The following is a 24139-nucleotide window of genomic DNA, read 5'->3' as shown; positions in this document are numbered from 1 at the left end:
CAAACATGGGTTCTACCCAGCATCGTTTGACACGCCTGGGCTTGCGGAGCGGTCTGATCGTCTGCATCGGTGCCCCGGTGATGCTCTGCTCAGCTGCCAGCTATGGCCAAGGAATGTTGACGGGCTGCCGACTCGAGAATGGCAGTCTGCAGTGTGTGCCTGGGCTCACCGCCTCGCCCCAGCAACAGATTCAGGTGCTGGAAGGACAGATCACGGCCGACCATGAACAGGAAGGTCGAATCGAGCAAACCATTGCAGGGCTGCATCACTTCGTGCTTGAGGGAGACGCCCGTGAGGGCACTCTGATCAGAGCCCGACTGAAGCTGGATGGCAGCAGCATCGAATCGGTGCACATCCATTGGTATCGACGCGCTGGTGATGGCCCCTGGCAACTGGTGACGAACGACTCTGAAAGCAGCTACAGGCTTAAGTCTGAGGATGCTGGGCAAGCCGTCATGGCAGTGCTGACGGTGACCAACGAGCAGGGAAGCGTGAGCCGCGTCAAGAGCAACACCATTGGGCCCGTTGTTGGGCCCTGAAGTGCCGATCAGGTGCTCAGCAGCGCTTCTTGTTGACGAACCAGTTCAAAGAATTCCAGCTTGAGACTGGGATCGTGGCGGAAATCACCACGCACAACCGAATTCACCATGCTCGTCTGGGGTTCGCGCACTCCACGCCACTTCATGCAGTAGTGCTGTGCCTTGACGATGATCCCAAGCCCCTGAGGCTGACACAGGCGCTCGATCTCGTCAGCCAGGATCATCACCGCCTCTTCCTGGATATGGGGACGGGAGAACACCCAGTCGGCGACACGGGTGAACTTGGAGAGACCAATGACGCGACTGCCTGGTTTGATCCCAATCCAGCAGTTGCCCATGATTGGCACCAGATGATGAGAACAAGCGGAGCGCACCGTGATCGGGCCAACCGTATAGATCTCGTCAAGCTCCTTGACGTTGGGGAAGCTGGCCACCTTGGGCTGCTGGTGGTAGCGCCCCTTGAAGACCTCATGCAGATACATCCGAGCGACTCGCTCAGCGGTCTCTTCAGTGTTGTGGTCGTTCTCGATATCGATCACGAGGGTGCGGAGCAAATCACGCACTCGATCAGACACCTCGCTCTCGAGAGCCTGCAGTTCCCCAGGGAGGATGTAATCGGCGATGTTGTCATTCGCCAGGAAGGAGACACCGGCGGACTTGAGACGCGCACTGATCTGTGCCGAAACGGTCGGCACGAGTTCAGCAAGGTCCTGCTGGACCAGTGCCTTGTCACTACTGAGTCCGTTGCCGTTGGCTGGAAGCGTTGAAGTCATGAAAGGCGAAATCAGAAAGCGCCGGTGGATGGCATGAGGGTGAGGTCTTCGATCACCTGTGTTGCCGGTTGCTGAGCAAGGTGAAGAAGTGCTGCGGCTGCTTGCTCGAGGGGCAGCATGGCACGCCGGTCGAAAGAGCTTTCAACCGTGGAGCTGTCCCAGAGTGGCGAATCAACGGCACCGAGTGTGAGTGTGCAGGCACGAATGCCGTTCGTACGCTCTTCTTCGGCGAGACAACGGGTAAAACTCGCCAGCGCCGCTTTTGTAGTGCAATACGCACCCCATCCGGGAAATGCATTCCGAGCTGCATGGCTACTGACATTAATGACCAGGCCACCGGCACCGCGCATGGCAGGCACAACCGCAGCACACATCTGAAACGTGCTGGTGAGATTGAGCTGTAACAACCACTGCCAGCGCTCCAACGTCATCGCAAGCAAGTCGCCGGTGTAAGCGGCACCAGCGTTGTTGATCAACACGGATGGACGCAAACCTTGCGCGAGCAATTGCTCAACCGCTGGCGCAATCGCTTCCGGATCACAAAGATCACAAGCGCGATAGACAACCCTGCGACCGGTGGGGGTGAGTTCCGCAGCAAGTGACTGCAGAGCAGCCTCACTACGGGAGAGCAGGAGGAGATCCCAACCTGCTTGAGCGAACGCTTGGGCGGCCGCATGGCCGATCCCCCGAGACGCTCCTGTGATCAATACAGACGGCAACGAGCCTCAGCAAGCCTGTAAACCCTAAACAGCCAGATCGTTTTCTGTTGTTCCAGCGGTGAGGACCCGACCCATCGCTCGGAACTTGCGATAGCGCTGATCACGCAACTCCTTGGAACTCAGGGACTCCAATTCACCAAGATGGCGCTCAATCGCCTCCTTCAGCACCTCACCCGCCTGGAGCGGAGCCCAGTTATTACCGCCTGCCGGCTCGGGAAGAACCTCATCGACCACACCGAGACTGCGCAGATCCGGGCCGGTGATGCGCAGGGCAGCAGCTGCCTCAGGAGCTTTGGCCGCATCACGCCAGAGGATCGAAGCGCAGGCTTCTGGGCTGGCCACGGTATAGACACTGTGCTGGAACATCAGCAGACGATCGGCAACACCGATCCCAAGAGCTCCACCGGAGCCGCCCTCACCGATCACCGTGGCGATGACTGGAACCCGCAGGCGAAACATTTCCCTGAGGTTGACAGCAATCGCTTCCCCCTGACCCTGCTCCTCGGCGAGCAGACCGGCATAGGCCCCTGGGGTATCGATGAAAGAAAGAATCGGCAGCCCAAAGCGATCGGCGTGATCCATCAGACGCATTGCCTTGCGATAGCCACCTGGAGTAGCCATCCCAAAATTGCGTGCCACGTTCTCTTTGGTATCCCGCCCTTTCTGATGGCCGATTAACAGCACAGATCGCTGACCGATGCGACCAACCCCCCCGACAAGTGCCTGATCATCACTACCGCGACGGTCGCCATGCAGTTCCACCCATTCATCGCAGAACATCTGGATGTAATCCAGCGTGCTGGGACGGTGAGGGTGACGAGCCACCTGGATCTTCTGTGCCGGAGTCAGGCTCGAGAAGATTTCCTCACGCCGTCGGGCCGCCAGGGTTTCAAGCTGCAGGAGCTGCTGGCTCACATCCACTTCCGAACTGCGCGCCAACTCACGGATCTGCTCGATCTGCTGCTCGAGCTCTACCAATGGCTTTTCGAACTCAAGCAGGTGACGTCTGGCCATGGCAGGAGAGGGAGGAGTGAGGGTCAGGCGGCAGCAGCCTGAAGCTGGGGGTTGAGATTGAGGGTGGAGAAACCGTGCCGCACGGACGCCTCTCCGATGAAATCCATTTTCTCAAGCGTGATGTTGTTGCGTCCCCAGCTGAAGTTGGTGTGGCAGGCCTCGAACTCAAGCAGCATTGCTTCTGCGAAGCAGGCAAACATCTGTCGTTGTGGCTTCTCCATCTCGGCAATCTCCATCATCGACCAGCCAATATCACTACCGAATTCGACGATGCCCCCTTTCAGGACATGCACTCCTGAGCCTGCGATCTTGGCATCCAAGTTCTTGGGATAACCACCATCAATCATGAGGCAGGGTTTACGGAGAGAGGCTGAATCAATCTCCAGCGTGCGGGGCATGCTGGCGACCCAGACCACCACATCCGCTTCCGGAAGAGCCTCCTCAAGAGACAGGATCCGTCCGCCGCCGAGTTCCTCCTGAAGATCCTGTAGGGGCTGTTGTTGACGGGCCACAAGCAGCAGCTCACCGACTCCTGTTCGATTCACCAGCCAGCGACACACCGCACTGCCGATATCCCCCGTGGCTCCCACCACAGCCACCTTGGCCGTGTTCAGGGAGATCCCCAGCAGCGGAGCATTGTTCTCAACCTGCCGACTAATCACCCAGGCGGTATGGGTGTTGCCTGTTGTGAATCGCTCCCATTCGAGGGTGGTGCTGCGTACGTGCTGATGCTGCAGCAAGTTGAAATTCTCGAAAATGATCGAGGTGAATCCACCCAGGGCAGTGATGTTGATGCCCTTCTTCTGAGCGAGCTCCATGGCATTGAGCACCTTGCGACGCGCCGTCTTGAAGCGGCTGAGCATCTCAGGAACGAAGCAGGAGTCGATGTAGGCGCCTTGGATGGTCTTGCCGGTGGCACTGGTGACCTCGACATGCTCAACCAGTTGTGGTGGCGCACTGCACCACACATCGAGATCACCTTCAGCGATGTGATCGAACCCAAGCTCGGAAGCTTTGCGCCTTGCGGCCTCAAAGCTGGTGGAATGTCCGATCAGACCAAACATGTACCGCTGTCGATCAACAGATTGAGCTTCCCTTTCCGAAATGGCTTGAGGGTTGATGCGGCCATGCTCTCACGAAAGCCTGTAGCGGAGGCTACGTGAGCTGAGTACTGGCGGTCCAAATGCAACAGGACCGCCTAAGCGGAGTCAGACGGCGAGCGCGGCTGCAGCCATGCGGGCGATGTCACGGGAGGTGAAGCCGATCTCATTCAGGGCCTCCTGATAAGCGATCAGGAAATCCTCGATCAGGTCCTCCTTCTCCATGTGGAGAACAGCGGCATCCTTCGCCACTTCTTCCAGCATGGAGCGAATCAATGGCAGGTTGACCCGATTGGCCTCCATCAGCTCGTCTTTGCTGGTTTCGAAATTGGCTTTGAGCCACTCCTGCCCGTAATTCAGATGGGTGTACTCGTCCTTGACGACCCCTTCAGTGATCTTGCGTGCGAAAGGATCGGCGACAGGGATATAGATGTGATACGCCGAGATCGCAAAGGCCTCGATCAGGAGGGCCTGGATCAAGAGGCAGGTCACGACCTTGCCGTCCTTCAAAGCCTGCTGGAAATTCCCGTGCAAGGGAGCAAAGAAGGTGCGTGCGAAATCCATGTCCGCTGCCACACCAAGGTTGTTACCACAAGCGGTGAAGCCCTTCATGTGCTTCATCTCCATTCTGGCCAGGCCCTTGAGCTCATCAGCCTGCTCGGGAATCAATGTGCCGAGGGAGATGTAGTTGTCATGCGCTTCCTGCTCGCCCTCAATCACGATCGCGTTGATGCGGCTATAGGCATCTTTGTAAGCCGCACTGCTGAAATCAGGCAGCTGAGAAGCAGTTACTTCCTGATCACTGATGGCAGCGACCTCAGGCGAATTGAGGGTCGGCATGGATCGTTCCGCTACGTAGGCAATGCGTGCGACTGTAACCAGCACAACCACGATTGGCTCGAATTAAGTCCAGGAGATCACGAGCTGAGAACAGAATTCACAGGCGGCCAGGCACTGGCAAGAAGGCTGAGAAACAAGTGCTGCCAGTGATCAACAACGGTTTTTTCCAGCTGACGTCCGAGTTCAACGGATGCACCGCGGCTATCGCCAACAACTCCCGTTCGACTGAGATCGGCGGTCAACCAGGCGAAGGGAGCCGCCCCCTCCAGGCTCCACCCATCCGGAGGAGTCGCAGCAGCTGAAGGGTGGCGATGCTCACCATCCACTGGGCGCTGATCACGCACCAGAGACGGCTCCAATGCGAGCATCAAACTCGTTTCAGCCAGGCCGGCATGGAGACCGCTATCCCCCTCCGAAAGCGGCAGCAGCTCCTTCAATCCAGGCACCCCACTCCAGAGGAAACAAGGAAGGACTGCCATGGTGGGGGTCTGCGCCCTTAGCTCCCTCGCCGCGGCCTGAAGCAATCCGATCTGGCCGCCATGGGCATTGAAAAGAACAAGACGGCGGACTCCCAAATCAGCAAGCTGAAGCCCCACTGTCTCGACCAAACGGATCAGCAGGTCAGACGGGAGAGAGAGCGTTCCGGGGAAGCCGACATGCTCTGGGGAGAAGCCGATGGCCTGCACAGGCAGCCGCCAGATTGGGGCGTCAGGGGCTAACCCTGCCAGGATCTGATCCAGCATCCGATCCGCAAAGAGAGCATCTGTTGACAGAGGCAGATGGGGACCATGCTGTTCAAGAGCACCAAAGGGCCAAACAACGGTGGCCCCCTCTTGCTGAAGCCGCTCAGCGACCTCCGGCCAGGTGAGACGCTCAAGCCAGCGCTGCGGATTAGACATCGGACATCAGGTTGGCAGCAGACTCCCACCCTGCCTGTCAGACTGCTCGATCGACGAGTACCAGGGGCCCATGGCCGGATCAGGCAGCCCGCAGCCCAAACAACCCAAGGCCCCAAAGCCTTCCCCTGAGGGGCCGCGCAAGCCCCCTCAGGTGATGCAAATCACCCGACGTGATGAGCAAGACCGGCTGCGCCGCGAGGCCGATGAAGCCAGAGCAGCGGCAGAAGCAGCCATACAAAAGGCTCGTGCGCTGGAGCAAGCAGCGCAGGACGCTGGTGCAGCAGGCGGAACCAAAGCGCAGCCTCCCTCGCGTCCAAACGCTCCCACCGTTGGGGATGACGCTTTGTTTGACACCTCCGAATTGGAGGGTCTCTCGATGGCCGACCTGCTCGGCCCCTCTGACAGCAGCTCCCGCGCCGGGAACCAGCGCAAATCTGCTGCCTCGAACGCTTCCGCGGAAGACAGCCGTGCGCAGGCCCGCAGCCACAGCGTGGACGACTTCGACTTCGACGAAGAAGCATTCCTGGCTGCCCTCGATCAGAACGAGCCCATCGGCACAACAGGTGATGTGGTCGCCGGCACCGTGATTGGCCTTGAGAGCGATGGTGTCTATGTCGACATCGGCGGCAAAGCTCCGGGTTTCATGCCCAAAAGTGAATGCGGCCTGGGCGTGATCACCAACCTGAAGGAACGCTTTCCCAAAGGGCTCCAGGTGGAGGTGCTGGTCACCCGTGAACAGAACGCCGACGGCATGGTGACCATCAGCTGCCGCGCCTTGGCACTGCGTCAGAGCTGGGACAAAGTGAAGCTGCTGGAATCAGAAGGCAAGGTCGTCCAGGTGAAAGTGAGCGGATTCAACCGCGGCGGTGTGACCTGCGAGCTGGAAGGGCTGCGTGGCTTTATCCCGCGCTCCCAGCTGCAGGACGGCGAAAATCACGAAGCACTCGTTGGCAAAACCCTGGGTGCAGCCTTCCTAGAAGTGAATTCAGAAACCCGAAAACTGGTGCTCTCGGAGAAAAAAGCAGCCACAGCCGCCCTCTTCTCCGAACTGGAAGTGGGCCAACTGGTGGAAGGTCACGTGGTGGCAGTCAAGCCCTACGGCTTCTTTGTGGACCTCGGTGGAATCAGCGGTCTGCTGCACCAGTCAGTGGTCACTGGCGGAAGCATGCGCTCCCTCCGAGAGGTGTTCGATCATGGCGATGCCGTCAAAGCCCTCATCACCGAGCTTGACCCGGGGAGAGGACGCATCGCCCTGAACACCGCCATGCTCGAAGGTCAGCCTGGTGAACTTCTGGTTGAGAAAGACAAAGTGATGGCCGAAGCCGTCGATCGAGCCAATCGTGCTCGTAACGTCCTCAGACAACAAGAACAAGCAGCCGGATGATCACGGCCGACGAGCCCGCCAGCACCTCCCTCGATCGCCAGGCCGACTGGGAGCTCGATTTCTATTCCAGGCCGATCCTTGAACCGGATGGGAAGAAACGCTGGGAACTGCTGATCAGCAGCACACCTTTGCTCAACGGTGGCGAACCCTTTCGCTATTCCCGGCGTTGCCCTGCTGGGGAGGTCAATTCCACCTGGCTTGCTGCCGCTCTACGCGATGCCTTGGCCACCGCGCAAGCTGATGGCTGGAAACCACCAAGGCGTCTGCGCTCCTGGCGAAGCGCCATGCGAACAATGGTGCAGCGGGCGGCCGCTGAGCTCGACCTCGAAGTTGTACCGAGCCGTCGCACGTATGCCCTGATCGACTGGATGGGTGAACTTGAGCGGGATGTCTACCCCCAAGAAGAGGGATTCATGGCAGGCCCCCTGGCGCCACCACCCGTTCCAGTGAGCACCCCTGCAGTACCTCTACCCGACGCCATCTGTGGTGATGCCTGGAGCTGGGCCAACCTCCCCCTTGGCAGCCTGGCCGAAGCTGGGGAATGGCCCATGGGATTCAATGGCCTCCTGCCGATCGACCCAGAGCTTGATCCAGACCTTCCCATCCCTGGCCTGCGTCTGTTCAGTCGTACCAGGGCTTTAGCCATCGCTGGCTGGCTGGGGGGGCTTGAACCGGTGCGGCTTCGAATCGATGGCCAGCAGCTCGTCCTGGATGCAGGCCAGGACGACAGTTGGCTGGTCACTGACCTAGACGCCAGTGGCACCGCGGCGGCCAAGGACGCCCTCAGCCTGACTCGGGACCAAGCCGGTGGACTCCAGTTCATCGCCGTCCAGACCACGCCAGACAACCCCCGTTTTGAAGGCTTCTGGATGCTTCGGGATCAGCCCGAGCCATGAGCACCGCCGAGGAGACAGTTCCTGATCCCTTCAGCTCTCCTGACAGCACCTTTAACAGCCTTCCTGGCTGGACCTGGATCGGCTGTTATGGCGGGTATTACCTCAGCTGTGACCTGCTTGAAACCGCAGGCTTTGAGCAGGGCTTCTTCACCCGCCGCTGGCAGGGTCGAGAACCGGACGAGCTCGCCACTTACCTTTCGGCAGGCATCACGGTGCATCGCCCAAAGCAGGTGCACGGCAACACAGTGCTCGAAGCCTCTGACGCCGATCGCCACCCCTGGCCGGATGCTGATGGTCTTGTCAGTGATCGCGGCAGTCAGAGCCTTTGGGTCTGTGGAGCGGACTGCACCCCGGTGCTGCTGGCCGACCCAGAAAGCGGTCATGTGGCCGCCTGCCATGCCGGCTGGCGGGGTGTTGCCAGCGGCATCCTCAGGGAAGCGATCCTGCGGCTAGAGCAGCGCGGCGGCGCACGAGGACAACTCCTCGTGGCGCTGGGTCCGGCGGTCAGCGGACAGTGTTATCAAGTTGAGCAACCGGTTGCCGAGCAGGTGATGGCCTCTTTGGAGGGCAACGGGCCATGCGATCAAATTGACCCTGGCCTACGCGAACGGATCGTGCTCAACGATCCTGAACAAGACCGCTGTCGTCTCGACATCCGAGCCGCGGCCTCAGCCCAGCTGCAGGCTGCCGGTATCAGGGCAGAACACATCAGCCTGTGCCCTCTTTGCACCGTCACAGAAGCATCCTTGTTTCACTCCTGGCGCAGGGATCAGGTGAAGGCCGTGCAATGGAGTGGCATCGTCTCCCAGGCAGCGATCTGATCTGATCTGTTCTGATCTGTTCTGTTCTGTTCTGTTCCGGCCCGTTGTTTTGATCAACGCTGGGAGATCAGACGCAGGGCCACCGCTTCAGCAGCCCTGATGCCGTCGATCGCAGCAGAGAGAATCCCACCGGCATAGCCGGCACCCTCGCCTGCAGGCGTGAGGCCGGCTGTATTGACCGATTCGCAGCCGTCATTGCGAGGAAGACGCACCGGCGATGACGTGCGTGTCTCCACTCCGGTGATCAGGGCATCAGGATGGTCATAGTCTTTGAGACGACGACCAAAGACCGGCAAAGCCTCCTGCAACGCCGCGATCATGTCCGCAGGCAAGGCCTGGCGCAGGTCCGAAGGCTTCACCCCAGGCTGATAAGAGGGTGTGATCCTGCCGAGTGCAGTGCTGGGGCGGTTGGCCAGAAAATCCTCTAAACGTTGTGCGGGAGCGCTGTAATCACCACCCCCGAGGGAGAAGGCCCTCTCTTCAAGCGCCTGCTGGAAGGCAACTCCGGCCAGCGGATCCCCTGGGAAGCGTTGATGAGGCGCCAGATCCTCCTCAAGCACAGGCATCACAAGCCCACTGTTGGCATTGCGCTCGTTACGAGAGTGCTGACTCATGCCGTTGGTCACCACCCGCCCTGGCTCACTGGTCGCCCCTACCACCATCCCACCCGGACACATGCAGAAGCTGTAAACACATCGGCCATTCGTGGCATGGTGCACAAGCTTGTACTCCGCCGCACCCAAGCGAGGATGGCCGGCCTTGCATCCCCAACGGGCCTGATCGATGAGCGTCTGCGGATGCTCGATCCTGAAGCCCACCGCGAAGGGCTTTGCACGCATGGCCACCCCCTGCTTCTCGAGCATCGAGAATGTGTCACGGGCGGAATGGCCGGGAGCAAGCACCGCCTGCTGACAGGCCAACCGACTGCCATCTGCCAGGAGCAGACCGACTAAACGTTGCCTTGGGCCGGCGGAATCATCCCATCCCGGCTGATCTTGGGGCTCAATCAGAGGTTCAAGAATCAGCTCCTGAACTTTCGCCCCAAAGCGCACCTCCCCTCCAAGCTGCTCGATCCGGGACCGCAGACCTCGCACCACGGTGGCGAGTTTGAACGTGCCGATATGGGGACGATGCACCGTGAGGATCTCCGGGTTGGCGCCGCTTGCAACCAACTCCTCCAGAACCTTGCGGCCGTAGTGCTCAGGATCACTCACCTGGCTGTAAAGCTTGCCGTCTGAAAAGGTGCCTGCCCCCCCTTCCCCGAACTGCACGTTCGATTCGGGCTGCAGAGGCCGCTGGCCACGCCAGAAACCGAAGGTATCAGCAGTGCGCTGTTTCACCGGCTGGCCGCGCTCCAACAGCAGCGGCCGGAAGCCCATCTGTGCCAGCAGAAGAGCCGCGAAATAGCCGCATGGTCCGGCACCGATCACAACAGGACGACTTTGGCCATCGAGCCCGAAACCAGCCGGAGCCTGAACCACAAGCTCGTAACGCATGTCGGGTGCGATCCGCAGTCGCTGATCGCCGCGATGCTTCTTGAGCAGCGCCGCCTCTCCACGCACCTCCACATCCAAGCTGTAGATCAATTGGATGCGTTCCTGGCGACGCGCATCGATGCTGCGCTTGATCAAACGATGGTTCAGCAACCGATCTGGCGGAATGCGCAGGCGCCGCAAAAGCGCCGCCTCAAGATCCTGAGGCCCATGGTCCAGAGGCAGACGCACCTCGGTCAAGCGCAACACCGGCGTCCACTGCCTCAGTCATCCTAAAAACCTTACTGAGCCGGGATCAGACGGGTTTCGGCGCCCCCTGTCGGGGCGCGTCCCGGACGAAGAGCGAAATCACTAGCCACACCCTCCAAGCGGGCTGACTCTCCCTCGCGCCGCAGAGCGATCGCCCTGCAGAGCGAGACAGGCTGAGCAGAGGGGGCTACCCAGGCCAGGGGGTCCCGGGTGCCATCACTGGCGAGGGGAGAAGGGCCAACACTGGAGAGAGCCAGCACCCGGGACGTTTCAAATCCGGCGGCGGCAATCAAATCGGGGGCATACCCCCAGCGCTGTGAAAAGGCTTTGGTGAAGCCCTTCCAGTTAGGGCCATGGGCGGGCTGGCTCAGCACGATCTGAGGCCAAGGCTGAGCAGAGACAGCAGAGGCTTGGGGACTGCTCAGCAACCAAATCCAACCGGGATCGCGACCACTGAGTGATCCGATCTGACGCTCTCGGAGTGCGACGGCAAGATCACCATCAGGAGGAGCTGCCAACACCAAGGCATCAGGGCCAAGCCAATCGAGATCCTTGGTGAGCAGAGCCCAGCGTTCCCGATCACCCGGTGTCATCGACTGCACATCGTCCTGGGTATAAGACAGCACCGTGCCGCCTAGGCCCTCAAACAGCTCCACGAAGGGTTGAGCGAAGTCCCCCTCCAAAGCAGTGGGATCACTCACCACCATCACTCGGGTCCAGCCACGATCGATGGCAGCCTGGGCAAGGGCTCTCAGGTCGTCCCGCCGAGACGGCAGCAAGGGCAACAGTCGACCCTGCTCATCAAGACCGCTGAGGCTGTCAAGCGAGGGGCCGCGCTGATGACCCAGCAAGACGCGCGCATCACCATCCTGCGCCAGCCGGCTGAAGCTACGCAGATCAGCCGCATAGGGCGCCACGACCAGGGGAGGCAGAACCGGTTGATTGTCAGCATCTCGAGGGAAGAGAGCGGTCGGATCGTCATCCCAGCCAAGGGACTGGATCACCATCGCAACAGGCTCCGCCCCACACGCACGCACCGCCTGCTCACCGAGCACCAGCCCCTGCAGAAAGGATTGCCGTGCGCTTTCAAGTCCCTCTGGGATCAGCAGAACCACAGGAGCGCTGATCTGTCGGCTGGCAGCCATGGCCTGGCAACCCACAACGCTGGCCACCACAAACAGTGCTGTTCGCCAACGCAAGCAGGACAACCTTGTGAACCACGATGGCCGCTGGGTGTTGTCGTTGGTGTCCGCCTCGGAGGGAAGGGCCATGGGGAAAATCCAGGCCGTACCAAGCTAGGGAGAGCTGTCGTGGCCGTCCGTTTTTGTGACAGGATCCGAGTCTGGGATCAGATAGGCCAGAAGTCCCACAGCAGGCAACAGAAGGCCCAGGCCGACAGCGAGAGGTCGATTCGCTTCTGCCGCGTCATTCCAGATCGCTGTGCACAGGAAAGCAACTCCCAGCACGATGCAAGGCACCATCACCACTCCGGAAGCAACACGATTACGAGACACGGTCAGGAAGCGGAGCAAGTAAAGCGGGCAAGGCCGGCTTCCGCCAGTTCCAGACTGAGGTCTTGCTCCTCTCCAAGGGGAGTAACGCGTGCCAACAGTGTGCCTGCAAGCACTCCTTCAGGCCGAAAATTGACCCTTCGGCGTCGAGGGAGAGCCTTTTTCAACCATTCAGTGGCTGCCTGCTCATCGGCGGGGTCCACCTCCAGGCAAGCCAGCTGAACGGTGTAATTGCGGTTGCGATCGCCGATCTGCAGCAAGGACGACGATCGGACCTGAAGCACCTCGGCCCCCCAGGCATGCAGTGGCCAAGCGAGCAGAGCCACCAACAGCAGAGCAACCGAGCAGGCTCGACGGCTCCAAGTCGGGATCAACGCCGCCAGCGTGATCAAAGCGATTCCCCGCAAGAGGGACAAAAGCGGTGTTCATGACTGGTGACTGCACCACAGGAGCCGCAGGTTCGGGTCGGATCCATAGCCAATTCGGGATGGGAGGGTAAGCCCACCATCTGGGCATTGCTGCAGCCGGGCGGCACCATCGGATAGCAATTCTCACCACGCCGCACTCGCACGTCGATCAGCATCGGCCCTGGGGTCCGAAGGGCCTCCTGCAGTCGGGGCACCAGCATCTCGCGCGAATCGATGCGGATGCCACCAACCCCGAAGGATTCGGAGAGCGCAACGAAATCGGGCATGCCGGTCTGCATGTTTGAGGCGGAATAGCGCTCCTCGTAGAAACTTTCTTGCCACTGGCGCACCATGCCTTGCCACTGGTTATTAACGATCACGACCTTCACAGGCAGTTGGTACTGCGCGAGGGTTCCCAACTCCTGAATGTTCATCAGGATGCTGGCGTCACCCGCCACACACACCACCGTGCTATCGGGGAAAGCGGCCTGTGCCCCCAAGGCAGCAGGCATGCCGAAGCCCATGGTGCCAAGACCGGCACTACTGATCCACTGACGAGGTCCATTGCGCAGGTATTGCGCTGACCACATTTGATGCTGCCCCACATCGGTGGTGACGATCGCCCCGGTGGTGAGATCGCGGAGGGCGATCAGCACTTCCTGGGGATAAATCGGCCCATCAGGTGTAGGCACGCTGAGTGGATAGCGCTGTTTCCAGCTGTCGATCTTCTCCAGCCACGGAGCGGTCGAAGGACTGACCTCCCTCTGGCGACTCTGCTGAACCAGCTGGTTCATGCTCTGGGCTAGATCACCCAGAACCGCCACATCGGCACGGCGCGTTTTGCCGATCTCAGCCGGATCAATCTCGAATTGCACTACACGAGCCCTAGGGGCGAATGTATCGAGCTTTCCTGTGACGCGGTCATCGAAGCGAGCACCCACTGCGATCAGCAAATCGCATTCGGTCACGGCGAAGTTGGCATAAGCAGTGCCATGCATCCCGAGCATGCCCACTGCGAGAGGATCATTCTCGTCAAACGCGCCCTTGCCCATCAACGTGGTGGTAACTGGCAGCTTGTGGCGATTGGCCAACTCGGCCAAGGATTCATGCACACCAGCGGAAATCGCTCCACCCCCTACGTAAAGCAAGGGACGCTGGGCCGCCTGGATCAGATCAAGGGCTGCGGCAATCGCAGCAGGATCAGGCGGCTGCGGCTGACGGAAGCCGACGGGTACCACCGAGCCTGGTTCCATCGGCAGATAATCGAATTCCTCCTGTCCCACATCCTTGGGGATGTCGATCAGCACGGGACCAGGACGCCCGGAAGCGGCGATAAAGAAGGCCTGTGCCACCACGGAAGCAAGATCGGCTGGATCCCGAACCACCCAGGAATGCTTCACAATCGGAAGGGTGATTCCGAAAATGTCGGTCTCCTGAAAAGCATCGGTGCCAATGGCCGGACGGGGCACCTGACCCGTGATCACCACCATCGGGACGGAGTCCATCTGGGCGGTGGCGATGCCGGTGACCAGATTGGTTGCTCCAGGGCCTGAAGTTCCGAAGCACACGCCCACGCGCCCAGTGGCACGGGCATAGGCATCAGCGGCATGGGTTCCCGCCTGCTCGTGGCGCACCAGGATGTGACGAACCCATCCCTGTTGCTCTGCCAGATGCAGGGCGTCGTAAATCGGCAGGATCGCGCCGCCTGGATAGCCGAAGATCGTGTCCACTCCGTGACGACGGAGTGCATCCATCAGCGCTTCAGCACCGGTGATCCGTTGCCTGCCGTCCTGAAGGGACGTACCAGAGACCGTCGGCGCAGAAGTCAGGGTCACAGCGTCGTCACACAGGGCCAACCTTCAGATTAAGGTCCAACCCGTCATCTGGTGGTGACTGACGCTCAGAGCAACCCGAGCGCATGCAGTGGACCGTGACCACTGACCAGTTCCAAGAGAAAAGCGGAAAATCCCAACATCGCCAGGCGGCCGTTCCAGACCTCCGAACTGTTGTTCCATCCCCACTCCCACTTCTCCTGGGGATAGAGCTTGACAGTGGTGGGCAATTCAGCGGCCTGGTCGAGATTCACCTCCGGACCCGCAAGGCTGTCCGCCACCATGTCAGCCAGGCCTTTGATGAAGGGGGGATAGGTGTCGAGAGCACGGACACGACGGAAGTTGACGACCCCTGCTTCAGTGGCCAACTCCCGGTATTCGATATCGATCTCTTCGAGAGTTTCAATGTGCTCGCTCACGAAGCTGATCGGAACGACAACCAGATCACGGGTTTTCGCCTCACCAAGCGCCTCTAGGGCTTCTTCGGTGTAAGGCTTGAGCCACTCGACCGGACCAACCCGGCTTTGGTAGGCGAGGGTGTGGGGATTGCTGGAGCCAAGAATGGACTCCAATTCAGCCATGATCAGGGCTGCACAGGCCTGGATCTCCTGCTGATAAGGGTCACCTGCCTCTTCGACATAACTCTTTGGCACACCGTGGGCACTGAAGAAAACGTGAGCTTCTTCCGGCACATCTGAGGCTCGGATCTGCTCGGCGATCAGTTCAGCCATGGAGCGGACGTAGCCAGGATGGTCATACCAGCTACGAATGCAGCGCAGGGGGAGGTTATGGAAAGCGGGGTCGAGCTGACGGAGACGCTGCAACTCCCGGAAGCTTGATCCGCTGGTGCTGATCGAGAAATGGGGGTAGAGGGGAAGCACCACCACCTCTTCAATGCCATCGGCCTTGATGTCTGCGACTGCAGATTCTGTAAAGGGATGCCAGTAACGCATCGCCACGTAGGAGGTGGCCTCGATGCCGCGCTGACGCAACTCACTCTGCAGTTCACGGGCCTGCTGCTCTGTGATCCGGCGCAAGGGGGATCCTCCACCGATGGAGCGATAGGCCTCCTGAGACTTGCGACTGCGCAGGGTACTGATCAACCAAGCCAACGGCTTCTGCAGGGCCGGATTCGGCAATCGGATGATCTCCGGATCCGCAAACAGGTTGTAGAGAAAAGGCCCCACATCCTGGATTCGTTCCGGGCCTCCGAGATTGAGCAGAAGGACGCCGACCCGGGCCATGAAACAGCCGCACTTTCAAATTCGACTTGAGCGTAACCCCCATCGACGCCAAGGTGACGACAAAATGACGTCCGCCTCCCCATGACCACCACCGTGGATCTGAGCGACGATCTGGAGGTCATCAACAGCGCCATCAGCAGCGATGGCATTCGACTCCGCATCGAAAAGCGCGGTGAACGCCTGAATTTGCGGGGTCCGCTGCCCTGCCGAACGACGCCTGGTCGAACCAGGATGCAACGGCTCAGCCTCGGGGTGCCAGCAACCGCCGAGGGTCTGCAAGAAGCCAAGCAGCTTCTGCTCTTAGTGGATCTCCAGCTGCGCCGCGATCAGTTTGATTGGCAGCAATGGACCAAGAAGGCAGCCCGCCCCTCCAGCGATCTCTCCAAGACATCATCCAAGCGTTCTGAAGGGAGGTCGTTCAAGAGCAACGATCCGATCACGCTTCAGCTGGAGGGCTTTGAGCAAAACTTTTTCGGCGACCCAATCCGGCGACGATCCCCTGCCGGCAGCCGCACAACCTGGAGTTCTGCCTACAGGCCCTACCTAAGACGATTGAAGCGAATCGCTGAGGAGCGGAACCTCAGCCTGGGCACCGAACTGCTGGCCCTCACCCTCAGCAGTTATGCAGACGCCAGCCGAAGTCGTCAGCAGTGCGCCACCAGCCTCAGCGCCTTGGCGCGCCACTTCGCCATCTCCCTGCCTGACAACTGGCGCGCTGAAGCGGCGGGCTACGGCCTGCATCGAGCACGGTTCCGCCAGCTGCCCAGTGATGGCCAGATCTTGGAAGCCGTGCCGCGGATCCCCAACCCAGGCTGGCGGCTGGCCTTCGGCCTGATGGCCACCTACGGGCTCCGGAACCACGAGTTGTTCTTCGCCGACCTCAGTGCGCTTGCCCCAGGGGGAGACCACGTGCTGCGAATCCTGCCCACGACCAAAACTGGCGAACATCAGGTGTGGCCGTTCCATCCCGACTGGGTGGAACGTTTCCAGCTGTGCGAACTCGGTCGAAGCCCCGACCTGCTACCCAGCATCAACACCGATCTGAACCGCACCACCCTGCAGCAGGTGGGACGTCGGGTTGCGGAACAGTTCCGTCGTTATGAGCTGCCTCTCACCCCCTACGACCTCCGCCATGCTTGGGCCGTGCGCACGATCCACATCGGCCTGCCTGACACCGTCGCCGCAAGGATGATGGGCCACTCGGTTGCGATCCACACCCGCACCTATCACCACTGGATCACCCGACGTGATCAGCAACAGGCGGTGGATGCGGCACTCGCCCGTCAGAACGCTGGATGAGAAGGCGACGGCTGCCGATAGCAGCGCTGCTGCTCATTTCGCTGACGGGGCTTCAATCCTCCGGTCAGGCAGAACCGACCGCGGAGGCTGAGGTTGGTTCCGTGCTGCCGACCAAGGAATTACAGACCTGGATGGACGAATCCGGTGTGCCAGGAGTGAGCATCACTGTGATCAAGGATTTCGAGATCCATTGGACGCTCGCCTTCGGCATGGCGGATGCCAGATCAGGGCGCCCTGTCACGCCAACCACCCTGTTCCAGGCAGCGTCGATCAGCAAGCCGGTGATGGCCGCTGCAACAGCAGTCCTGGCTGATCAAGGGCAACTGGATCTCGATGCAGACGTCAACAACTATCTGCGCTCATGGCAATTCCCCCAACGAGCGGAACCAAGCGCTCCAAAAATCACGCCCAGGATGCTGCTCAGTCACACATCGGGACTGGCGGATGGTTTTGGATTCCCTGGCTATGGGCCTTCTGAGCCTCTGCCAGACACGGTGAGCATCCTGAACGGACTGCCACCAGCCAAAACAGTGGCAGTCCGTTCAGGCTTTCGGCCAATGCGTCAATCGCGCTATTCAGGCGGAGGCAGCGTGGTGATGCAACTGCTGCTGATGGATGTGACCGGTCAAGCCTTTCCGGATCTGATGCGACACACCTTGCTTCAGCCACTGGGAATGTTGCTGAGCAATTACCAACAGCCTTTGCACCAATCGCTTTGGCATTCAGCCGCCGTGGCCCATGACAGTAATGGGCAGAGCCTTGACGTGCCTTGGAAGGTCTATCCAGAGCTTGCCGCCGCGGGGCTTTGGAGCACATCAGAGGAGCTTGCAACCCTGGTGCGTGCTCTGCAAAGAACAGCGGCGGGAGATGTGGTGATGCCCTTCTCCAGAGCTCTCGTCCGAGATCTATGGCGCCCGGTCGGTGTTGGGTCCTTCAGTGCTGGATTCAATGTGTTTCAGCAGGGGGAAGGCTGGTACTTCGCTCACATGGGATCCAATCAGGGCTATCGCAGTTTCCTGATGGCCCATCAGACCAAGGGTTATGGCCTAGTGGTGATGACCAATGGCGATGGGGGAGAGCCGCTTATTGAAAACATCTGCCGTCGCATTCAGATGGCGTACGACTGGGATGTTCAGGAGACAGGAGGGCAATTCCGTTACGGAGGGCAGCGAAGTTTCGGCTGCCTGCCCGCATTCGGTGCCGCTCAGTCCAATCCTTCAGCGGCAGGATGAATGCTGTGCCTGACATTCGCAGTCGCATCCTTTCCCGTTCCTGATGAGCTCGTTTCTAAGACCCCTCGCCTACCGCCATCGCTGGATCTACGACACGGTCACAGCGGTGTCATCTCTGAGTGTGGGAGGGGTGCAGCGCCTCAGGGGACTGGGGCTTGAGGTCATGAAGGCCAGACTTCAGCCCGGGGCTGCCGTGCTGGACCTGTGCTGCGGCAGCGGGGAAGCAGCCGCCCCCTGGCTATTGGCCGGTTTCAACGTGACCGGGCTGGATGTCTCGCCCCTGGCCCTGAATCTCGCCGCCAGTCGCCACCCTCACCTGCAACGCGTCGAGGGACTCGCCGAGGCTCCGCCTTTCGCCGATGCGGCATTCGACGCCATTCAATTGAGCGTGGCGCTGCATGAATTTCCGCGCCAGGAACGAGAGATCGTGCTTCGGCAATGCCTTCGGCTGCTGCGCCCCGGGGGATGGCTGGTGCTGGTGGACCTGCATCCAGCTGGTCCGTGGCTACGCCTGCCCCAGTGGCTGTTCTGCGCGCTGTTTGAAACCGACACCGCGACCGCCATGCTGGAAGACGACCTTCCCTCCCAGCTCAGAGGGCTTGGTTTCAATCAGGTGGAACAGGAACTGCTGGCCGGCGAGGCCTTGCAGCGCATCACCGCCTGTCGCCCCACCGCTCGGCCCCCCCGGAGAACAGTGATGAACAACAGCAATCTGGACCAGACCGCAGCCGAGCTGGGTATGGGCGGCCGACTGGCCCCGGAACAGGACAACGCGGGCTATCGCAAGCGAATGGAACGGCGTCAGCAGGTTCAACGCCAGCGCGTGGAAGAACGCAATAAGGAAAAAGGCCTCGTACTGGTGTTCACCGGACAGGGCAAAGGCAAGACCACTGCCGGACTCGGCCTCGCCCTGCGCACCTTGGGCCATGGGGAGAGGGTGGCGATTGTGCAGTTCATCAAAGGGGGATGGGAACCTGGCGAGGCCAGAGCCCTCAAAGCCTTCGGCGATCAGGTGTCGTGGCATGCCCTTGGCGAAGGCTTCACCTGGGAGACACAAGACCGTGAACGTGACCAGCAACTTGTGGGCAATGCCTGGCAGACCGCCCTGGGCTACCTGAAAGATCCATCCATCAAGCTTGTGCTCCTGGATGAGCTGAATGTTGCTCTGAAGCTGGGCTACATCGAGGTCAGCACTGTGCTGGATGGCTTAAGCCAGCGTCCAGAGCTTTGCCACGTCGCACTCACAGGAAGGGGAGCCCCCCCAGAACTGATCGAAGCCGCCGATCTTGTCACTGAAATGACATTGATTCATCACCCGTTCCGTGAGCAGGGGGTGAAAGCACAGGCTGGCATCGAATTCTGAACACTCGATTCAGCTCTGCTCAAGATCAGTCTTGAGCAGAGCTGTTGCCGCTGTCAGCACCGACAAACCGCTCACCAGCAAGGCGCGGTGAACAATCGGATCGCGCCAGCAAGAAGGATCCTGACTGGCACGGTCAAGGGCCGATAACGTGAGCCTGGCCATCACCCCACTGCGTGGCTTGCCGTGATCAGGCATTGGGGGGTCTCGGTTGCACCATGCAAGCGCGTTTTCTTGTCCTGACCAGCCCTCGGCGAGAGGTCAGGACACAGGGAAACCCCTTGCTACTGTCGACAAGATCTGGTGGCTGAATGGCATACAAGCGCGCCCTGCTCAAACTCAGCGGTGAAGCGCTGATGGGTGATCAGGGATATGGCATCGATCCCGCGATCGTCCAGTCCATCGCGGAGGATGTCGCCAGGGTGATCGCCAGCGGCACCGAGCTCGCCATCGTTGTGGGTGGAGGCAACATCTTTCGCGGCCTAAAGGGGTCTGCCGCTGGCATGGATCGAGCCACGGCCGACTACGTGGGCATGCTGGCAACGGTGATGAATGCGATCACCCTGCAGGACGGCTTGGAGCGAGCCGGAGTCCCCACTCGGGTGCAAACAGCGATTGCCATGCAGGAGGTTGCTGAGCCCTATATCCGCCGCAAGGCCATTCGACACCTGGAGAAGCAACGAGTGGTGGTGTTCGGAGCTGGGTGCGGCAATCCCTTCTTCACCACCGACACCACGGCAGCGCTTCGCGCAGCCGAAATCAATGCCGATGTGGTGTTCAAAGCCACCAAGGTCGATGGCGTCTATGACAAGGACCCCGCCAAGCACGCCGATGCCGTGAAGCATGAAAGGCTCACCTTTCAGCAGGTGCTTAGCGGTGAACTAGCCGTGATGGACAGCACTGCCATCGCCCTTTGCAAAGACAACAACATTCCTATCGTTGTTTTCAATCTGTTCGAACCTGGCAACATCGGCAAAGCCGTGGCTGGCGAGCCCATCGGTTCCCGCATCAGCAACTAAATCCGTTATGTCGAAACAAGAGCTCGAAACCAGCATGCAGAAGTCGGTGGAATCCACCCAGCGCATGTTCAACACCATTCGCACAGGCCGGGCCAACGCCTCATTGCTGGATCGCATCAGCGTCGAGTACTACGGCGCCGACACCCCCCTGAAGTCGTTAGCAACCCTCTCAACACCCGATTCTCAAACCATCCAAATTCAGCCCTTCGACATCAGTGCCCTCGCCTCGATCGAAAAGTCCATCGCCATGAGCGAACTGGGGTTCACCCCCAATAACGACGGAAAGATCATTCGTATCAACGTTCCTCCCCTCACCGAGGAGCGGCGCAAGGAGTTCTGCAAGCTGGCTTCCAAATACGCCGAAGAGGGCAAGGTGGCGCTGCGAAATATTCGCCGCGATGCGATCGACAAGATCAAGAAACAAGAGAAAGACGGTGACTTCTCTGAGGACCAAAGCCGCGACGAACAGGACATTGTCCAGAAGACGCTGGACAAGTTCATTGGCATTCTTGAGAAGCATTTGGCCGACAAAGAGGCCGACATTCTCAAGGTCTGAGCGCAAGAACCAGCGTGAGCAGCTCTGACGTGGTGGTGATCGGTGCAGGAGCAGCAGGTGCTGCCGCTGCCTTTCACCTCAGCCAAGCAGGCCATCGCGTCACGGTGCTGGAAAAAGATGGCGGCAGCGAGGCGCCATTGCTCCAATCACACCACTCGCGCATCAAACCCTGTGGCGGTGGCATGGCAGCGTCAGTGCAGCAGTGGTTCCCCTTCCCTCTTGCGCCAGCAGTTGATGAAGTCATTGAGCGAGTGGAGTTCAGCTGGTGTCTGACCGATCCAGTCGTCGCCGAGCTACCAGGATCGGCCCCGTTCTGGATCGTCCGCCGCGAACGGCTTGATTCGCTTCTGATCGAACGGGCTGTTGAACGGGGTGCTGACTTGCACCAAGGCTTCGAAGTCACCGACCTGAGCAGGCACGAGGCAGGCTGGCGAGTTCTCAGTGCTGATGGACGTGCGATCGAAGCGCGAGCAGTGGTGATCGCGGATGGTTCTGCCTCGCCTTGGCCCGAACGCTTCGGCCTTGGACCTGGCAAACCACATTGCGCCAGCACCACTTCGGTACGGCTTGAGGGGAGGGGGGCACTGCGGCCTGGCTCCGCCCGCTTCGAATTCGGGCTGGTGCATCACGGCTTCGCTTGGGCATTCCCGATGGGTGATGGGGTGAATGTGGGCGTCGGCACCTTCATCGGCCGCCATGCCGCCGACAGCGACGCAATCCTGTCCCAACTGTTACCAGACCTGGGTTTCTCCGCTGACGCAGGTCTGCGGCAGCAAGCGCAGCTGCGGGTTTGGAACGGCCATCACCCCCTACACGCCGATGGCATGGTTGCGGTGGGAGACGCGGCGTCGCTTTGCGATCCATTTCTGGCAGAAGGCCTGCGACCTGCCCTCATGAGTGGCTGTGAAGCCGCCTCCAGCCTGGACCTCTGGCTTCGTGGGGAGCAAAAGGATCTCTCGCTTTATTCGCAGCGGATGCGAGCACGATGGGGCGATTCGATGGCCTGGGGACGGCGTATCGCCCAGGTGTTCTATCGCTTTCCGAAAGTGGGGTATCAACTGGGCATCAAGCGACCTACCGCCCCGCAGCGCATCGCCCAAATCCTCTCTGGAGAGATGGGCTATGGCGACATCGCCCAACGCGTAATCAAACGGCTGCTGCTGAAACGCAGCTGAACAGACAAACCAGCAGCAAGCTGAGGCCCAGATTGGGCAGCCTTGGCTTCAGGATCGCTCGCTCAGCTTGAGATCACGCAAGCGCTCATCCACCGAGGCCAGCAACTCAATCGCAAACATTGGCGACTCCTGCACAGCAAACAGAAACTTCTCGCGGTTCATTTCGATCAAGCGACAGGCCGTTTCAGCCATCGCCGTGCCAAGGCGACGATGATCCGTGGTCACCAAAGCGCCCGAACCAAACACATTCCCTGCTGCGATCAATTCATATCCATCGCTGCCATCCGAGGTTGTCCAGCACAAGCGCACGCTCCCCTCAAGCAAGCCGAACATCGAAGCACCGGATTCACCAGAAGAGAAGATCACTTCTCCAGCCTGAGCAACTCTCACCTCACTGGTGGCAGCAAGAGCTTTCATGGTGTCAAGGGCGTTCATACTCCCAACTCCAGGGCCATGGCTGATTAAAGCTCGAGAGGGCTTCGTGACGATGTCAAAAGCCCTACAGCGGACCAATCTGGGTTAGCGAGACAACTGTTGAGCGAAAAGGCGGGGACTCTGCACTCAGGCTGTCGTGAGTGCAAGAGCCGCGCCAAAACCAGAACGAACCTCCTCCGGAGTCAGGCGTCCATCGTGATCCTGATCAAGGGCGTCGAACACGGCGTCACTACCCAGCCATTCATCACGCGTGATCGAACCGTCACCGTTCATGTCGTTGAGCAAGAAAATCTCCTGAACAGCATGCCGAAAAGCGGCACCCCCCTCGAGTTCGGCCAAGCGGTGAGCAAGTTGCGCCTCAAGGGTTTCAATCGCCTTGCTGAAGCCCTTGATGCCCTCACTGAGCTTGTCGGTGGCCATGCGATCGTCAGCCATCATCGAATCGAAGCCCTGACGATCCAGATGGATTTGGGGCTCACCACCAGTGGCATTGCCTCCATCAAGCTTGCGAACGAGTGGGGCCTCGGTGCTGCGGAGTTGATCAAGCAGTTTCGGGGAAATGGTGAGGAGATCACAGCCAGCAAGCTCAACAATCTCATCGGTGTTGCGGAAACTCGCGCCCATCACCTCTGTCTTGTAGCCGTAGGTCTTGAAATAGTTGAAGATCCTGGTCACGGACAGCACGCCGGGATCCTCTGGCCCGGGATAGGCATCCCGTCCTGTCTCGGCCTTGTACCAGTCAAGAATGCGACCGACAAAGGGAGAGATCAGGGTGACGGCGGACTCCGCGCAGGCGACGGCCTGGCCAAAACCAAACAGGAGCGTGAGGTTGCAGTGAATTCCCTCCTTCTCCAGCACCTCCGCCGCTTTGATGCCCTGCCAGGTGGAGGCAATCTTGATCAGCACACGGTCATTGCTGATTCCTGCATCGTTGTAAAGACGAATCAGCTTGCGACCCTTCTCGATCGTGGCCTCAGTATCGAAGCTCAAACGGGCATCGACCTCGGTGGACACGCGGCCTGGAACGATTTTGAGAATTTCCTTGCCGAAGATCACGCAGATCTCATCCAGGGCCTCATGCACGACGTCCTCGACCGGCGCATTGCTGCCGAGCAGTCGGCGTGAGGACTGCAAAGCCTCATCGATCAAGCTCTGGTAAGCGGGAATCTGGGCAGCAGCCAGGATCAGGGAAGGGTTGGTGGTGGCGTCCCGTGGTGTGAAACGACGGATCGCCTCCAGGTCGCCGGTGTCAGCCACGACAACGGTCATGGCGGACAGCTGTTCGAGAAGAGAGGCCATGGAAGCGAAGTACGGCTCTAGGTTCGTAACGTAGCCAGCTCAG

25 protein-coding genes and 1 pseudogene are annotated in these 24139 nt (G+C 60.0%); 11 read left to right on the top strand and 15 right to left on the bottom strand.

Annotated features, from left to right (window positions below):
• Positions 1 to 5 precede the first annotated feature (5 nt).
• Positions 6 to 539 carry a hypothetical protein gene (locus DXY16_RS08385; protein WP_115120765.1) on the top strand — a complete coding sequence of 178 codons (534 nt, stop codon included), beginning with the start codon at positions 6 to 8 and terminating at the stop codon, positions 537 to 539.
• An 8-nt stretch (positions 540 to 547) separates the two neighbouring features.
• Here DXY16_RS08385 and folE read toward each other — a convergent pair whose 3' ends face one another.
• The 6 genes from folE to DXY16_RS08355 form a co-directional block, all read right to left on the bottom strand.
• Entirely contained in the window at positions 548 to 1312 is a 765-nt protein-coding gene (gene folE, locus DXY16_RS08380) for a GTP cyclohydrolase I (protein ID WP_115120764.1), read from the bottom strand.
• Between the two features lie 11 nt (positions 1313 to 1323).
• Positions 1324 to 2031 carry an SDR family oxidoreductase gene (locus DXY16_RS08375; RefSeq protein ID WP_115120763.1) on the bottom strand — a complete coding sequence of 236 codons (708 nt, stop codon included), beginning with the start codon at positions 2029 to 2031 and terminating at the stop codon, positions 1324 to 1326.
• Positions 2032 to 2055: 24 nt separating this feature from the next.
• Positions 2056 to 3045: an acetyl-CoA carboxylase carboxyltransferase subunit alpha gene (locus DXY16_RS08370; RefSeq protein ID WP_115120762.1), complete on the bottom strand. Its 990-nt coding sequence runs from the start codon at positions 3043 to 3045 to the stop codon at positions 2056 to 2058.
• 23 nt (positions 3046 to 3068) lie between these two features.
• Positions 3069 to 4109 carry a long-chain acyl-[acyl-carrier-protein] reductase gene (locus tag DXY16_RS08365; protein WP_115120761.1) on the bottom strand — a complete coding sequence of 347 codons (1041 nt, stop codon included), beginning with the start codon at positions 4107 to 4109 and terminating at the stop codon, positions 3069 to 3071.
• A gap of 144 nt (positions 4110 to 4253) precedes the next feature.
• A complete protein-coding gene (locus DXY16_RS08360; RefSeq protein ID WP_115120760.1) occupies positions 4254 to 4985 on the bottom strand; it encodes an aldehyde oxygenase (deformylating) in 732 nt (243 codons plus the stop codon).
• Between the two features lie 77 nt (positions 4986 to 5062).
• Positions 5063 to 5884 carry a creatininase family protein gene (locus DXY16_RS08355; protein ID WP_115120759.1) on the bottom strand — a complete coding sequence of 274 codons (822 nt, stop codon included), beginning with the start codon at positions 5882 to 5884 and terminating at the stop codon, positions 5063 to 5065.
• Between the two features lie 70 nt (positions 5885 to 5954).
• Between DXY16_RS08355 and DXY16_RS08350 the strand changes: the two genes are divergently transcribed.
• The 3 genes from DXY16_RS08350 to pgeF are packed head-to-tail and all read left to right on the top strand — an operon-like array spanning position 5955 to position 8985.
• Positions 5955 to 7268 (top strand): S1 RNA-binding domain-containing protein, encoded by a 1314-nt coding sequence (locus tag DXY16_RS08350; protein ID WP_115120758.1) that lies wholly within the window; start codon positions 5955 to 5957, stop codon positions 7266 to 7268.
• On the top strand, positions 7265 to 8164 hold the full coding sequence (locus DXY16_RS08345) for a Tab2/Atab2 family RNA-binding protein (protein ID WP_115120757.1): 900 nt from the start codon (positions 7265 to 7267) through the stop codon (positions 8162 to 8164). The genes DXY16_RS08350 and DXY16_RS08345 overlap by 4 nt, the downstream gene beginning before the upstream one ends.
• Positions 8161 to 8985 carry a peptidoglycan editing factor PgeF gene (pgeF, locus tag DXY16_RS08340; protein ID WP_115120756.1) on the top strand — a complete coding sequence of 275 codons (825 nt, stop codon included), beginning with the start codon at positions 8161 to 8163 and terminating at the stop codon, positions 8983 to 8985. Before DXY16_RS08345 ends, pgeF begins: the two co-directional genes overlap by 4 nt.
• 53 nt (positions 8986 to 9038) lie before the next feature.
• On the opposite strand, the gene DXY16_RS08335 is transcribed toward pgeF, so the two are convergent.
• From DXY16_RS08335 to hemH, 6 genes are all read right to left on the bottom strand, one after another.
• Complete coding sequence (locus tag DXY16_RS08335; protein WP_115120755.1) at positions 9039 to 10727, bottom strand: NAD(P)/FAD-dependent oxidoreductase; 1689 nt, start codon at positions 10725 to 10727, stop codon at positions 9039 to 9041.
• Between the two features lie 32 nt (positions 10728 to 10759).
• Positions 10760 to 11998, bottom strand: coding sequence for a histidine kinase (locus DXY16_RS08330; RefSeq protein WP_244281615.1), 1239 nt, complete (start codon positions 11996 to 11998; stop codon positions 10760 to 10762).
• Positions 11999 to 12022: 24 nt separating this feature from the next.
• A complete protein-coding gene (locus tag DXY16_RS08325) occupies positions 12023 to 12241 on the bottom strand; it encodes a GIVxVP protein (protein WP_115120965.1) in 219 nt (72 codons plus the stop codon).
• Between the two features lie 2 nt (positions 12242 to 12243).
• On the bottom strand, positions 12244 to 12609 hold the full coding sequence (locus DXY16_RS08320; RefSeq protein ID WP_371410899.1) for a nuclease: 366 nt from the start codon (positions 12607 to 12609) through the stop codon (positions 12244 to 12246).
• Between the two features lie 17 nt (positions 12610 to 12626).
• Complete coding sequence (gene ilvB, locus DXY16_RS08315) at positions 12627 to 14480, bottom strand: biosynthetic-type acetolactate synthase large subunit (protein ID WP_115120754.1); 1854 nt, start codon at positions 14478 to 14480, stop codon at positions 12627 to 12629.
• A gap of 65 nt (positions 14481 to 14545) precedes the next feature.
• Positions 14546 to 15721: a ferrochelatase gene (hemH, locus tag DXY16_RS08310; RefSeq protein ID WP_115120753.1), complete on the bottom strand. Its 1176-nt coding sequence runs from the start codon at positions 15719 to 15721 to the stop codon at positions 14546 to 14548.
• 81 nt (positions 15722 to 15802) lie between these two features.
• On the opposite strand from hemH, the gene DXY16_RS08305 reads away from it, so the two are divergent.
• The 4 genes and pseudogenes from DXY16_RS08305 to cobO all read left to right on the top strand — a co-directional run bounded on the left by DXY16_RS08305 (position 15803) and on the right by cobO (position 19615).
• Positions 15803 to 17020 carry a site-specific integrase gene (locus DXY16_RS08305; protein WP_115120752.1) on the top strand — a complete coding sequence of 406 codons (1218 nt, stop codon included), beginning with the start codon at positions 15803 to 15805 and terminating at the stop codon, positions 17018 to 17020.
• Positions 17017 to 18252, top strand: coding sequence for a serine hydrolase (locus tag DXY16_RS08300; RefSeq protein WP_115120751.1), 1236 nt, complete (start codon positions 17017 to 17019; stop codon positions 18250 to 18252). Before DXY16_RS08305 ends, DXY16_RS08300 begins: the two co-directional genes overlap by 4 nt.
• A gap of 43 nt (positions 18253 to 18295) precedes the next feature.
• Positions 18296 to 18922: pseudogene (locus DXY16_RS08295) on the top strand (class I SAM-dependent methyltransferase); the annotation flags it as partial.
• Positions 18923 to 18949: 27 nt separating this feature from the next.
• Positions 18950 to 19615, top strand: coding sequence for a cob(I)yrinic acid a,c-diamide adenosyltransferase (gene cobO / locus DXY16_RS08290; RefSeq protein WP_115120963.1), 666 nt, complete (start codon positions 18950 to 18952; stop codon positions 19613 to 19615).
• 9 nt (positions 19616 to 19624) lie between these two features.
• Here the strand turns inward: cobO and DXY16_RS08285 are convergent, their stop codons facing one another.
• On the bottom strand, positions 19625 to 19810 hold the full coding sequence (locus tag DXY16_RS08285; protein WP_115017110.1) for a hypothetical protein: 186 nt from the start codon (positions 19808 to 19810) through the stop codon (positions 19625 to 19627).
• A gap of 113 nt (positions 19811 to 19923) precedes the next feature.
• On the opposite strand from DXY16_RS08285, the gene pyrH reads away from it, so the two are divergent.
• The 3 genes from pyrH to DXY16_RS08270 are packed head-to-tail and all read left to right on the top strand — an operon-like array spanning position 19924 to position 22362.
• Positions 19924 to 20631, top strand: coding sequence for a UMP kinase (gene pyrH / locus DXY16_RS08280; protein WP_115120750.1), 708 nt, complete (start codon positions 19924 to 19926; stop codon positions 20629 to 20631).
• 7 nt (positions 20632 to 20638) lie between these two features.
• On the top strand, positions 20639 to 21187 hold the full coding sequence (gene frr, locus DXY16_RS08275) for a ribosome recycling factor (protein ID WP_115120749.1): 549 nt from the start codon (positions 20639 to 20641) through the stop codon (positions 21185 to 21187).
• A gap of 14 nt (positions 21188 to 21201) precedes the next feature.
• Positions 21202 to 22362: an NAD(P)/FAD-dependent oxidoreductase gene (locus tag DXY16_RS08270; RefSeq protein WP_115120748.1), complete on the top strand. Its 1161-nt coding sequence runs from the start codon at positions 21202 to 21204 to the stop codon at positions 22360 to 22362.
• A gap of 48 nt (positions 22363 to 22410) precedes the next feature.
• On the opposite strand, the gene DXY16_RS08265 is transcribed toward DXY16_RS08270, so the two are convergent.
• Together DXY16_RS08265 and DXY16_RS08260 are read right to left on the bottom strand one after the other, a co-directional pair.
• On the bottom strand, positions 22411 to 22797 hold the full coding sequence (locus DXY16_RS08265) for a Crp/Fnr family transcriptional regulator (protein WP_115120747.1): 387 nt from the start codon (positions 22795 to 22797) through the stop codon (positions 22411 to 22413).
• 126 nt (positions 22798 to 22923) lie between these two features.
• Positions 22924 to 24096 carry a transaldolase gene (locus tag DXY16_RS08260; protein ID WP_115120746.1) on the bottom strand — a complete coding sequence of 391 codons (1173 nt, stop codon included), beginning with the start codon at positions 24094 to 24096 and terminating at the stop codon, positions 22924 to 22926.
• Between the last annotated feature and the right edge of the window lie 43 nt (positions 24097 to 24139).

Source organism: Synechococcus sp. UW105 (assembly GCF_900473935.1).
Lineage (GTDB): Bacteria > Cyanobacteriota > Cyanobacteriia > PCC-6307 > Cyanobiaceae > Synechococcus_C.
This window is presented reverse-complemented; position numbering and strand designations above follow the sequence as displayed.